13 protein-coding genes are annotated in these 12,928 nt (G+C 67.2%); all 13 read left to right on the forward strand.

The genetic code is table 11. The features are described 5' to 3' along the window. Positions 1-18 precede the first annotated feature (18 nt). Positions 19-366 carry a cytidine deaminase gene (locus SMD14_RS06070; protein ID WP_231754961.1) on the forward strand — a complete coding sequence of 116 codons (348 nt, stop codon included), beginning with the start codon at positions 19-21 and terminating at the stop codon, positions 364-366. After that, positions 366-1,709 carry a thymidine phosphorylase gene (locus tag SMD14_RS06075; RefSeq protein ID WP_157238749.1) on the forward strand — a complete coding sequence of 448 codons (1,344 nt, stop codon included), beginning with the start codon at positions 366-368 and terminating at the stop codon, positions 1,707-1,709. The genes SMD14_RS06070 and SMD14_RS06075 overlap by 1 nt, the downstream gene beginning before the upstream one ends. A 6-nt stretch (positions 1,710-1,715) precedes the next feature. Beyond that, complete coding sequence (locus SMD14_RS06080; RefSeq protein ID WP_157238748.1) at positions 1,716-2,345, forward strand: DedA family protein; 630 nt, start codon at positions 1,716-1,718, stop codon at positions 2,343-2,345. A 127-nt stretch (positions 2,346-2,472) separates the two neighbouring features. Next, positions 2,473-3,201 (forward strand): DedA family protein, encoded by a 729-nt coding sequence (locus SMD14_RS06085; protein ID WP_321215712.1) that lies wholly within the window; start codon positions 2,473-2,475, stop codon positions 3,199-3,201. 39 nt (positions 3,202-3,240) lie between these two features. Then, positions 3,241-4,371, forward strand: a complete 1,131-nt coding sequence (locus SMD14_RS06090; protein WP_321215713.1) for an adenosine deaminase — start codon at positions 3,241-3,243, stop codon at positions 4,369-4,371. A gap of 58 nt (positions 4,372-4,429) precedes the next feature. Next, positions 4,430-5,029 carry a MazG nucleotide pyrophosphohydrolase domain-containing protein gene (locus SMD14_RS06095; protein WP_321216228.1) on the forward strand — a complete coding sequence of 200 codons (600 nt, stop codon included), beginning with the start codon at positions 4,430-4,432 and terminating at the stop codon, positions 5,027-5,029. A 133-nt stretch (positions 5,030-5,162) separates the two neighbouring features. Further along, on the forward strand, positions 5,163-6,443 hold the full coding sequence (gene eno / locus SMD14_RS06100) for a phosphopyruvate hydratase (protein WP_157238746.1): 1,281 nt from the start codon (positions 5,163-5,165) through the stop codon (positions 6,441-6,443). 124 nt (positions 6,444-6,567) lie between these two features. Beyond that, positions 6,568-7,227 carry a septum formation initiator family protein gene (locus SMD14_RS06105; RefSeq protein WP_157238745.1) on the forward strand — a complete coding sequence of 220 codons (660 nt, stop codon included), beginning with the start codon at positions 6,568-6,570 and terminating at the stop codon, positions 7,225-7,227. A 28-nt stretch (positions 7,228-7,255) separates the two neighbouring features. Then, complete coding sequence (locus SMD14_RS06110; protein ID WP_321215714.1) at positions 7,256-7,927, forward strand: DUF501 domain-containing protein; 672 nt, start codon at positions 7,256-7,258, stop codon at positions 7,925-7,927. After that, entirely contained in the window at positions 7,924-8,871 is a 948-nt protein-coding gene (locus SMD14_RS06115; protein ID WP_321215715.1) for a Ppx/GppA phosphatase family protein, read from the forward strand. The genes SMD14_RS06110 and SMD14_RS06115 overlap by 4 nt, the downstream gene beginning before the upstream one ends. 4 nt (positions 8,872-8,875) lie before the next feature. Continuing rightward, positions 8,876-10,285, forward strand: a complete 1,410-nt coding sequence (locus SMD14_RS06120) for a S8 family serine peptidase (protein ID WP_157238744.1) — start codon at positions 8,876-8,878, stop codon at positions 10,283-10,285. Between the two features lie 35 nt (positions 10,286-10,320). Further along, entirely contained in the window at positions 10,321-11,820 is a 1,500-nt protein-coding gene (locus tag SMD14_RS06125; RefSeq protein ID WP_321215716.1) for an FAD-dependent oxidoreductase, read from the forward strand. A 145-nt stretch (positions 11,821-11,965) separates the two neighbouring features. Continuing rightward, positions 11,966-12,910 (forward strand): N-acetyltransferase, encoded by a 945-nt coding sequence (locus SMD14_RS06130; protein WP_321215717.1) that lies wholly within the window; start codon positions 11,966-11,968, stop codon positions 12,908-12,910. Positions 12,911-12,928: the final 18 nt, after the last annotated feature.

Raw genomic sequence — 12,928 nt, forward strand, 5'->3', positions numbered from 1 at the left:
GCATCCGCCGTCGCCGCCATGCGCCACGCCTACGTTCCCTACTCGAAGTTCCCGGTGGGAGCGGCGGCACTGACCCACGACGGCCGTATTGTCAGCGGCTGCAATGTAGAGAACGCCAGCTACGGCCTTACCCTCTGCGCCGAGTGCGCGCTGGTGGGCAACCTGCACATGACCGGCGGCGGGCTGCTCCGCGCCTTCTACTGCGTGGACGGCAGCGGCAACATCCTCATGCCCTGTGGACGCTGCCGCCAGCTGCTGTACGAGTTCCGCGCCCCGGACATGGAGCTCATGACGACCCAAGGCATCAAGTCCATGGACCAGGTGTTGCCTGACGCCTTCGGTCCCGAACACCTGAAGGAAACATAATGACTGACAAGGTGACAGAGACCCGCGCAGTGGACAACATTGCCGAACCCTTCGACGCCGTCGACATCATCCGCGTAAAGCGGGACAAGGGCACCCTCAGCCCGGAACAGATCGACTGGACCATCGATGCCTACACCCGCGGCGCCATCGCGGACGAACAGATGGCAGCCCTGAACATGGCCATCCTGCTCAACGGCATGGACCGCACCGAGATCGCCCGGTGGACCGCTGCGATGATCGCGTCCGGCGAACGCATGGACTTCTCCAGCCTTCGCCGGCCTGACGGCGGCCTGAAGTACACGTCTGACAAGCATTCCACGGGGGGCGTGGGGGACAAGATCACCCTGCCGCTCGCGCCGTTGGTTGCGGTTTTCGGGGTCGCCGTACCGCAGCTCTCCGGCCGGGGCCTTGGCCACACCGGCGGCACCCTGGACAAGCTTGAATCCATCCCTGGCTGGCGTGCCTCCCTCAGCAATGAGGAAATCCTGGCCCAGCTCCAGGACGTGGGCGCGGTGATCTGCGCCGCTGGCGCCGGCCTGGCCCCGGCGGACCGGAAGCTGTACGCACTGCGGGACGTCACGGGCACGGTTGAAGCCATTCCCTTGATTGCCTCCTCCATCATGAGCAAGAAAATCGCGGAAGGGACCGGCTCCCTGGTCCTGGACGTGAAGGTGGGCAGCGGTGCCTTCATGAAGGATGAGGCCAGGGCCCGGGAGCTTGCCGAGACCATGGTGGCGCTGGGCAAGGACGCAGGAGTGAACACCGTGGCACTGCTCACCAACATGGATACCCCGCTGGGACTGACCGCGGGCAACGCCATCGAGGTCGAAGAATCCTTGGAGGTGCTTGCCGGGGGCGGCCCGGAGGACGTGGTGGAGCTGACCGTCAGGCTCGCCGAGGAAATGCTGGCCTCGGCGGGAGTGAACGACGCAGATCCGGCCGCCGCCCTCAAGGACGGCCGCGCCATGGATGTCTGGAACCGCATGATCGAAGCCCAGGGCGGCGATCCGCGGGCCAAGCTTCCGGCGGCCCGGGAGTCCGAGGTGGTCTACGCCCCGGCGGACGGCGTGCTTGTGGAACTTGATGCCCTGGCCGTCGGTGTTGCAGCCTGGCGCCTGGGCGCCGGCCGTGCCCGCAAGGAGGACGCCGTGCAGGCCGGTGCCGGGGTCCGGATGCACGCCAAGCCCGGCGCCGTGGTCCGGGCCGGCGAGCCCCTGATGACGCTGCTCACGGACACCCCGGAACGGTTCGCGCGGGCGAAGGAGGCGCTGGAGCACGCAGTGGTCATTGCGCCCGAGGGATCGCGGCCGGCGCAGCGGCTGATCATCGACCGAATAGCATAGGGATCCATGCAGGCCATCAATGACTTCATCCTCGCCGCAGCCGGGCAGCCCTGGGTGCTGGTCCTGGTGCTGGCCTGCTGCGTCATTGACGGCTTCTTTCCGCCCATCCCCAGCGAGTCGGTGGTGGTGGGCCTCGCCGCCGTTGCCGCCACCGCGGACGTCCCCAACCCCTGGGTCCTGATGCTGGTGGCTGCACTGGGGGCATTCTCGGGGGACAACATTGCCTATCTGATCGGCCGCAAGGTGGGCACCAGGAGATGGGGGTGGATGCGTAACCCCCGGATGCAGAGCGCCTTCCGGTGGGCGGGCAGGGAACTGCGGAAGCGTCCGGCCTCGCTCATCCTCGTGGCGAGGTTCGTTCCGATCGGGAGGGTGGCAGTGAACCTGACAGCGGGCTTCACGCATTATCCCCACGTGCGTTTCATCGGCCTCACCGTTCTGTCCGCGACCCTCTGGGCCGGCTACTCCGTGGGGATCGGGCTGTTTTTCGGGCAGTGGTTCGAGGACAACCACCTTTTGGGCGCCGCCATCGCCATCATCTGCGCCGTGGCGCTGGGGATCCTCGTGGACCTGGGCATCAACCGCCTCCGTCGCCGGCCTCCGATGGTGGAACGGATGAAGGAACCGGAAGCGTAGTTGAAGCGTTGTTCCAGGAAGGCCAAGGCGTAGCGAATCGCGCCTTGGCCATGGGACACTTAGGAACGATTTCCGCTTTGGCTGCGCCACTTACGGCTATGCCATTTTGCATAGGAGCAAGACCCGCGTGGAGTTTATTAATGAGGCCGTGCTCCATGCAGCTGGTCAGTGGTGGATTTACCCGATACTGCTCGTGTTCTTCTTCGTTGACGGCTTCGCGATGGTGGTCCCCAGCGAGACCCTGATCGTGGCACTGGCGGCCTTTTCCCGGCACAGCGGGGAGCCCAATCTTTGGATCCTCGGCCTGACAGCCCTGGTTGGGGCCATTGCCGGGGACAATATGGCGTTTATGCTCGGACGGCGGATTGGCCTGGACCGGTGGAAGTGGATGCGCCGCCCCAAGGTCCAGAAAGCCTTCGGCTGGGCCCGCTACGAGCTCGAAAAGCGCGGCGCCGTGCTGATCTTTACTGCCCGCTACATTCCGTGGGGCCGGGTGGCCGTCAACTACGTGGCCGGCAGCACGGGCTTCGCCCACCGGCGCTTCTTCCTGTTGGATGCCTTCGCCTGCATCACGTGGGTGGGCTATTCGATTGGCATCGGCCTGCTGGCCAGTTCGTTCCCCTGGCTCCACCACAATCCGCTGCTCAGCGCGGGCATAGCCGTGGTCTTCGCCATCGTGCTCGGCATCCTCATTGACCACGTCCTGCGCTGGTGGCACAAGCACCTTGCCCGCAACGACGCCGAAGAGGTTGATGAGTGGCTTGACGGCGGTCCCTCCGGCGCCCGGGGCCCCGTTAACGGCAGCTCGGCCGTCCTCGCTCCTGCGGCCCGGGACGGCAAGCCTGCCGCTAATTAGCGGCTGGCTTTGAACTCCCGCCCACCCTAAGGTGGGAAGGTGACTGAGCCCATTGTTGACGCTGCCCCTGCCATCGATTTCGACCTGAAGAACCTCCCCAAGGTCTCCCTCCACGACCACCTGGACGGAGGACTGCGTCCGGCCACCATCATCGAACTGGCCGAGGCCGTTGGCCACACGCTGCCTTCCACCGATCCCGTGGCGCTGGGCGAATGGTTCCGGGAGTCCGCCAACTCCGGCTCGCTGGTCCGCTACCTGGAAACGTTTGACCACACCGTTGCCGTCATGCAGACCCACGAAGGCCTGTTCCGGGTGGCCAAGGAGTTCGTTGAGGACCTCGCTGACGACGGCGTGGTGTACGGCGAAGTCCGGTGGGCGCCCGAGCAGCACTTCCAGAAGGGCCTCACGCTGGACCAGGCGGTGGAGGCCGTGCAGGAAGGACTCGAAGCCGGCGTCGAAGCCGTAGGGGAGAGCGGACGCGAGATCCAGGTGGGCCAGCTCATCACCGCCATGCGCCACGCGGACCGCGGGCAGGAGATCGCTGAACTCGCCGTCCGCCACCGCAACAAGGGCGCAGTCGGCTTCGACATCGCCGGAGCCGAGGACGGCTTCCTGCCTTCCCGTTTCCGGGACGCCTTCACCTACCTGGCCCAGCAGAACTTCCCGGCCACCGTGCACGCCGGCGAGGCCGCCGGGCTGGACAGCATCCAGTCCGCCCTGGTGGACGGCCGCGCCCTGCGGCTGGGACACGGCGTCCGGATTGCCGAGGACATCATGGTGGAGTTCGACGACGATGCAGAGGACACGATTGGCCTGGTCACCCTGGGCGACCTCTCCAGCTGGATCCGCGACCGCGGCATCGCCCTGGAAATCTGCCCCTCCTCCAACCTCCAGACCGGTGCGATCGCCGGGTTCGGCGAGGGCATCGAAAGCCATCCCCTGGACATGCTCTACCAGCTCGGCTTCAACGTCACCATCAACACCGACAACCGGCTGATGAGCGGTGTCACCCTGACCGACGAGTTCGAACTGCTGGTGGAAACCTTCGACTACGACCTCGATGACCTGCTGGAGCTGACGCTCAACGCGGCCGAGGCTGCCTTCCTGCCGCTCGAGGAGAAGGAAGCCCTGGTGGAGTACATCAACGACACCTACGCGAACCTTGGCTGAAACTCCCGCCGAAGGACTGGTGGCGGTCATAGCGCAACTGCGGGAACACTGCCCGTGGATGGGCGCCCTGACGCACGCCTCCCTGGTGGAATACCTGCTGGAAGAGACGTTCGAGGTGGCCGAGACCATCGAGGCCGGCGTGCCGGCGGAGAAGGATTTCGACGTCGAGCTCCAGGGCGAGCTGGGCGACGTCCTGCTTCAGGTGGTCCTGCACGCCCGCCTCGCTGAGGAGCGCGGCGCCTTCACGTTCGACGACGTCGCGCGCGGCCTGGGTGCCAAGATGGTCCGCCGCAACCCGCACGTGTTCCGCCCGGACGGCTCACTGCAGGACAGCTTTCCCGCAACGGTCGAGGAGATCGTGCAGAAGTGGGATGCGGTGAAGCGGGCGGAGCGGCCGGAGCGGCAGGATCCGTTCGAAGGGATCCCGCTGGCCCTGCCGGCGCTCGCGAGGGCGCAGAAGTCCATCGACCGGGCGGCAAGGGCCGGTGTCGAACTGCCTGCACAGGCTCCCATCCCGGAAACGGAAGAAGAACTCGGCGAGCTGCTGCTCGCCGTCGTACGCGCCGCACAAGCCAACGGATTCGACGCTGAGCGCGCCCTCCGCGGCGCCGTGCGGAACTACCAGCAGCACGTCCCGCAGCAGCACCAACAAAGTTAGCCGCACCATCATGACGTCCGGGGGTGGATAGTTTTCCGTAACCCGGACCACTCTCGACTACGCTGGTCTGTGACGAGTACGTCGAGTCTTTCTGCAAGATCCCCCCGTTAATCGCCCATAAGGAGCAAAATTCATGGCGCTTATCGATGCCATCCACGCCCGCGAGATCCTCGATTCCCGTGGCAACCCGACCGTAGAAGTTGAGGTCCTGCTCTCCGACGGCCAGATCGGCCGCGCCGCAGTTCCCTCCGGTGCTTCCACCGGTGAGCACGAGGCTGTTGAACTGCGCGACGGCGACAAGGGCCGTTACCTCGGCAAGGGCGTCCAGAAGGCCGTGGACGCGATCATCGACCAGATCGCTCCGGCCCTGACCGGCTTCGACGCCACCGACCAGCGCAGCATCGACCAGGCCATGCTGGACCTGGACGGTACCCCGAACAAGGGCAAGCTGGGCGCCAACGCCATCCTGGGCGTTTCCCTGGCCGTTGCCAACGCAGCCGCCGCCTCCGCGGACCTGCCCCTCTACAAGTACCTCGGCGGACCGAACGCGCACGTCCTGCCCGTGCCGCTCATGAACATCCTCAACGGCGGCTCCCACGCGGATTCCGACGTCGACATCCAGGAATTCATGGTTGTGCCGCTGGGTGCCGAGACCTTCTCCGAGGGCCTCCGCTGGGGCGTTGAGGTCTACCACGCCCTCAAGTCCGTCCTGAAGGAAAAGGGCCTCGCCACCGGCCTGGGCGACGAAGGCGGCTTCGCACCGAACCTGCCGTCCAACCGTGCAGCACTGGACCTGATCCAGGAAGCCATCAAGAACGCCGGCTACACCCCGGGCAAGGACATCGCGCTGGCCCTGGACGTGGCCTCCTCGGAGTTCTTCACCGACGGCGCCTACCAGTTCGAAGGCAAGTCCCTGACCTCCGCCGAGATGAGCGCCTACTACGCCGAGCTCGTGGCGGACTACCCGCTGGTCTCCATCGAGGACCCGCTGGACGAGAACGACTGGGACGGCTGGAAGACCCTCACCGACTCCATCGGCGACAAGGTGCAGCTGGTGGGCGACGACCTCTTCGTCACCAACCCCTCCATCCTGCAGCGCGGCATCGACACCAAGACCGCCAACTCTCTCCTGGTGAAGGTCAACCAGATCGGTTCCCTGACCGAGACGCTCGACGCCGTCAGCCTGGCCCAGCGTGCCGGCTACACCACCATCACCTCGCACCGCTCCGGCGAAACCGAGGACACCACCATCGCCGACATCTCGGTGGCCACCAACGCCGGCCAGATCAAGACCGGCGCCCCCGCCCGCTCCGAGCGCGTGGCCAAGTACAACCAGCTGCTGCGCATCGAAGAGGAACTCGACGACGCCGCCCGCTACGCAGGCCGCAGCGCGTTCCCGCGTTTCAAGGGCTAGTAGCCGCGTAAAGCAAACAACGGTGGCTATGGTTGAAAGACCATAGCCACCGTTGCTGTTTCGGCAGCATTTGTTTCAGCCCAGATAGTGGCGGCCCAGGCAGGCTGCGCGTTTCAGGAGTGTCATGGCTACCCGCCGTCCCAAAGTTCCCAAGGTCGCCCCATCCCGCGCCGCAAAGGAAGCCCCCGAGGGCGCGGACGTCATCCTCGCGGACTTCGGCCCGGGCAAGGACACGACGGCAGGAGACGCGGCCGGCGCACAACCGGCCGGCACCGCAGCCGGGCGCCGGGACCAGGCCTCCCGCAAGGGGCCTGAACAGGCCCGCCGCAAGGGCAGCAGCGCCACCGACGGCAAGGCAGGCCCGGCGGCTCCCGCAGACGACGAAGACCAGCAGCCGGTACCGGCCAAGGCGTTCTCCGGGCGGATGCTGGCGCTGGCCGTGGTGATGATTGCCATCACCATCATGCTTGCGCCCACAGTGAAGATCTTCTTCGACAAGAAGGCCGAGATTGACGCGCTGAATGCCGATATCGCTGCCCGCCAGGCGGAAGGCGACACCCTGCGGCAGCAGGTGTCCCGCTGGCAGGACCCCAACTACGTGAAGCAGCAGGCCCGCGACCGCATTAACATGGTTATGCCGGGAGAAACCGGCTACTGGGTCTTCGGCAGCGATCTGCCGGCCGGAGAAACCAGCAGCCAGGCCGGTGCAGCAACACAAGACCCCGCCGATCTGCCGTGGGTGGATTCCCTGTGGGAGTCCATTACGCGCGCGGCTACAGACTGAACCGCAACAGGAAGGACGGCCCGCCACAGTGGAACACAACACGGCAGCCGCCCGGGACGAATCCCGCCAACCATCAGCGCACGATCTTGAAGTCCTGAGCCGCCAGCTGGGACGGCCGGTCCGTGATGTGGTGGAAATTCCTGCCCGCTGCGTCTGCGGCAATCCGCTCGTGGCCGCCACGGCTCCCCGGCTCAGCAACGGGACTCCGTTTCCCACCACCTTTTACCTGACACACCCGGTCATCACCTCAGCGGTGTCGCGGCTCGAAGCCGCAGGCGTCATGAACGAGATGAATGAGCAGCTGGCCGGTGATGAAGAACTGTCCGCGGCCTACCGCGCAGCACACGAAGACTACCTCGCGGCCCGCGACGCCATCGGGGAGCGGTCCGGCATCGGGGCTGTCCCCGAAATTGACGGTATCTCCGCCGGAGGCATGCCCACGCGCGTCAAATGCCTGCACGTCCTGGTGGGGCATTCCCTGGCCGCCGGGCCCGGGGTCAACCCGCTCGGGGACCAGGCGCTGGCCGGCATCACCGAATGGTGGACCGCGGACAGGTGCTACTGCGACGGCGCCTGGGACACCACGGGAGAGGCACCGTCCAGGGACCTGAGCCGCCACGGGCCGCAGGGTTTGCCGGACATCGTGGGCCGGCCGGCCCCGGTGCGGAAATCCGCCGGCACGGCTGGAGCCGCGGAGTGACACGCGTTGCGGCCATTGACTGCGGCACCAACTCCATCCGCCTCCTGATTGCCGACGTTGAACGGACCAACGGCACCACCTCGCTCAAGGACGTGGTGCGGGAAATGCGCGTGGTGCGGCTGGGTCAGGGGGTGGACGCAACGGGCGAGCTGGCACCGGAGGCGCTGGAGCGCACGTTTGCGGCAACCGCTGACTATGCTGCGCTCATCCGCGACCACGGCGCCGCCAGGGTCCGTTTTGTTGCAACCTCGGCCAGCCGCGACGCACGCAACCGGCAGGTCTTCGTTGACGGGATCCGCGACCTGCTTGGCGTGGAGCCCGAAGTGATCTCCGGCGACGAGGAAGCCGCCTTGTCCTTCGCCGGAGCCAGCAGCGTGCTGCCCATCCTGGACGGACACGAGGTGCTGGTGGTGGACCTGGGCGGCGGCAGCACCGAGTTCGTCCTGGGTACGGCTGCCGGGGTCACGGCCGCAAAGTCCGTGGATATCGGTTGCGTCCGCCTTACTGAGCGGCACCTCCAGGACGATCCCCCCACTGCCCAACAGATAGCGGACGCCGAAGCGGACGTGGACGCAGCCATCGCCCGCGCCCGCCGCGACGTGCCGCTGGAACGCGCCACCGCCGTCGTCGGTGTTGCCGGGTCCATCACCACCATCACCGCACACGCGCTCGGACTGGCCGAGTACTCGCCGGCTGCAATCCACGGCACCGAACTGCCCCTGGAAACCGTCCGGGCGGCCTCCACCGGCCTTCTGGAGATGACCAGGTCGGAGCGGGCCGCGCTGCCCTACATGCACCCCGGGCGGGTCGACGTGATCGGTGCCGGAGGGCTGGTGTGGCGGCGCATCCTGGAACAGCTGGGGGAGCTGACCGGCGGCCGCGTCGCCACAGCTACCGCCAGTGAGCACGACATCCTCGACGGCATCGCCCTGAGCATCGGCTGAACGGATGCACTACTTCATTCCACGGGCAACGCCCCCGCTTCGCCGTGCCGCCGCAGCGCTGCTTGCCCTGCTCCTGGCTGCCTGCTGCCTGGGTACCGGCCTTTTCGCCGCTCCCGCAGCGCACGCGGACGAATGGCGGGACAAGCAGTACTGGCTTCCTGAGTCCGGCATCACCAAGGCCTGGGAAGTTTCCAAGGGTGCGGGGGTCAAGGTGGCCATCATCGACAGCGGCATTGACGCGCAGCACCCTGACCTGAAGGGCGCCGTGATCGGCGGCTACGACGCCTCCGGCTCGGGCCAGCCGGACGGACAGAAAAGCGTGGGCGTGAAGCCGGAACACGGCACCCTGGTGGCCACGATGCTTGCCGGACGCGGACACCAGCCGGCCAGTGCCAGCCCCAGCCCGGCGCCCGGCCCGGCCGGCCTGCCCCCGGAAGGAATCGTAGGCGTGGCACCCGAGGCGCAGCTCCTCTCCGTCTCCACGTGGCTGGGTTCCACCAACCCCTCCGGCAAGAGCGATCAGGACCAGATCCCGGAAGCTGTCCGCTGGGCGGTGGACAACGGGGCAAAGGTCATCAATATCTCGCTCGGCAGCACTACTCCGCAGTGGCCCCAGAGCTGGGATGCGGCGTTCCTTTACGCCGAGCAGAAGGACGTGGTCATCGTTGCGGCTGCCGGAAACCGGGTGGGCGGCAACATCCAGGTGGGGGCTCCGGCCACCATCCCCGGCGTCCTCACGGTCGCCGGCCTGGACCGCAAAGGCGTGGCCAGCGTTGACGCCTCCTCCCAGGGCATCAGTATCGGCGTGGCCGCCCCGGCGGAGAACCTGCTGGGCGGCCTTCCGGGCGGTGGCTACGCCGAATGGGCCGGAACGTCCGGCAGTGCCCCCATTGTTTCCGGCGTGGCGGCACTGATCCGCTCCAAGTGGCCGGCCATGAGCGCAGAGCAGGTGATCAACAGGATTGTGTCCACGGCCAAGGATGCCGGGGCGCCGGGGAAGGATCCGCTGTACGGCTTTGGCGTGCTGAACGCCGAGGCGGCGCTGAAGGACGATGTCCCGGAAGTCACCGGCAACCCGCTGGGGTCCATCGCCGAATGGATCAGGGTCCACCGCAGGGGAAACCTGGCTTCTCCCGCGCCGCTGCCCACCACCGACGTTCCCAGCGCAGTCCCCACGCTGCCCGAAGCAACGGTGCCTGCAGCTGAGGCGCCCTCGAAGCGTGACAGTGCCATCGGCGCCGCCGTCGTCATTGGCTTTGCCGTGCTGTTCGTGGCGATCATCGCGGCCGCCGCGGTCCAGCTGCGCCGGGCCGCCAGGAACCCCGCCCTGCTCAGTGAAGAAGCGGAAACGGGGGCTGTCCAAAGGGTGGAATCCCGCGGAAAACCTGAGATTACGGGCCGAACTCCCAGTTAGTGAAGATTTTCACAAACTGTTGTATTCTTAAACCCATGGCAACCACCCCAGAGCTCCAGGACCGTCCCAGGGTACTCGTCGTCGGCGGCGGGTACGTCGGCCTGTACGTAGCACTCAAACTGCAGAAGAAGATCGCGAATGCCGGTGGCATCGTCACCCTCGTGGATCCACTGCCCTACATGACCTACCAGCCCTTCCTCCCTGAGGTAGCCGGCGGAAACATCGAGGCCCGCCACGCTGTGGTCTCCCACCGCAAGCACCTCCAGCAGACCGAACTGATCCAGGGCCGCGTTACCTCGATCGACCACGAGAACCGCACCGCGGTTGTGGCTCCCGCCGACGGCGGGGCTCCCTTCGAGGTTCCGTACTTCGACGTCGTCCTGGCGGCCGGCGCCATCACGCGTACGTTCCCCATCAAGGGACTCGCGGACAAGGGCATCGGCCTGAAGACCATCGAGGAAGCGGTTGCCCTCCGCAACAAGGTCCTGGAGCGCATCGAACTGGCCTCCACCATGACCGATCCCGCTGCCCGCGCCAAGGCCCTCACCTTCGTGGTGGTCGGCGGCGGCTTTGCCGGCATCGAATGCATCACCGAGATGGAGGACCTTGCCCGGGCCGCCGTCCGGAACAACCCGCGCATCAAGCAGGAGGAAGTCCGCTTCGTCCTGGTTGAGGCCATGGGCCGGATCATGCCCGAGGTCACCGCAAAGCAGGCTGAGTGGGTTGTGGAGCACCTCCGCAGCCGCGGCATCGAGGTGCTCCTGAACACCTCGCTGGACAGTGCCGAAGGCACCCTCAAGCTCATCAACCTTCCGGACAAGTCCCCGGCCCAGGAGTTCGAAGCGGACACCCTCGTGTGGACCGCCGGCGTGCAGGCCAACCCCATGGTCCGCTCCACCGATTTCCCGCTCGAGCCCCGCGGCCGCGTCCGCGTCCTGCCGGACCTCCGCATCGCCGGTGACGAAGGCATCATCGAGAACGCCTGGGCCGCCGGCGACGTCGCGGCTGTTCCGGACCTCACCGGCAAGGGCCTCCCGGACGGCACCTGCGTCCCCAACGCCCAGCACGCCCTCCGCCAGGCCAAGCGCCTCGCCAAGAACCTGTGGGCTTCCCGCTGGGACAAGCCGCTCAAGGACTACAAGCACAAGAACCTGGGCGCTGTAGCCGGCTTCGGTGAGTGGAAGGGCGTCGCCAACATCAACCTGGTTGGCAGCATCGGCCTCAAGGGCGGCCTCGCGTGGCTTGCGCACCGTGGCTACCACGGCCTGGCCATGCCTACGTTCGAGCGCAAGTTCCGCGTGATCCTGAACTGGGTCATCGCCTTCTTTGCCGGCCGCGACACCACCCAGCTGCTGGACCTGGACAACCCCCGGGGCGCCTTCGTGGCAGCAGCCGCCCCGGCACCCAAGCCGGCGGCTGCGCCGGCCCCGGCGCCCGCTCCGGTGCCCGCGGCTGTGTCCGCCGGATCCGGTTCCACGGCGACGGCACCTGCCGCTGCCGAAGCCAAGGAAACCGTTTCGGCCAAGGCCAAATAGCGCCTGCGCCGCGCCCTGCGCTGCAACGTCCGACGGCGGCTGTCCCCTTCCAGGGGGCAGCCGCCGTTTGCGTGGGCCCGGCAGGATGTGTCCGGGCCGGCCGCACTTCCCGCCGACGGCGTTGCCCGGCTTCTAGACTGGCACCATGACTGGCGAAAAAAACCTCGAGGCACTGTTGGCCGGGATGCATCCGGTACAGCGCGACGGCGAATACGTCTACGTGCTGTGGCCCTACGGGAGGGCGCTGGTGGAGGGCATTGAGGCGGCAGTCCGCGAGGCGGAAGGCCTCACGGTGGTGCTGCCCCGGGCGGTGGCGGACAGGGAAGGCCTGCCCTACGACTTCGTGGGTGCGTGGATCACCCTGCAGGTGCATTCCGCCCTGGAGGCTGTAGGCCTCACCGCCGCTGTCAGCAAGGCGCTCACCGAGGCAAGGATCAGCTGCAACGTGCTGGCCGGCTTCCACCATGACCACCTGCTGGTGCCGGTGGCGGATGCGTCCCGGGCCCTGGAGGTCCTTGCCGAGCTTTCCGCGCGGAGCCGGCAGGCGCCGCCGTCGGAGCTGGTGCTGCGGGACGAAAGGCCGGAGGACCGGGAAGCGATCCTGGCCCTCACGGCTGATGCCTTCGCCGTCTCGCCGGTCACGGGGTTGCCCGTGGAGGGTGAGTCGGCGGAGGTGCGGGTACTGCGCGGGCTTTTCGGGTCGGAGGAGTACCTGCCGGAGTTCAGTGTGGTGGCGGTCCAGGACGGCAGAGTGGTGGGCCACGTCATCAGCACCCGGGGCTGGGTGGGCGATCACCCGCTGCTGGGCCTGGGTCCCCTCGGGGTCACGCCGCGGCTCCAGCGGCACGGTATCGGTTCGGCGCTCATGAAGGAGACCATCAGCCGGGCGAACGCTGCCGGGGAGAGCGGCATCGCCCTCCTTGGCAGCCCCGCGTATTACTCCCGGTTTGGTTTTGTCCCCGCCACGTCGCTGGGGGTCCTGCCGCCCGAGGAATCGTGGGGAGACCACTTCCAGCTGCTGCCGCTCGCGCTCTGGCCGGGTGGAGTCCACGGCACCTTCCGGTACGCCGAACCGTTCAGGCTCGTCTGACGGGATACCATTGACCGG

This window comes from Pseudarthrobacter oxydans (genome assembly GCF_034258515.1).
In the GTDB taxonomy this organism is placed as follows: domain Bacteria; phylum Actinomycetota; class Actinomycetes; order Actinomycetales; family Micrococcaceae; genus Arthrobacter.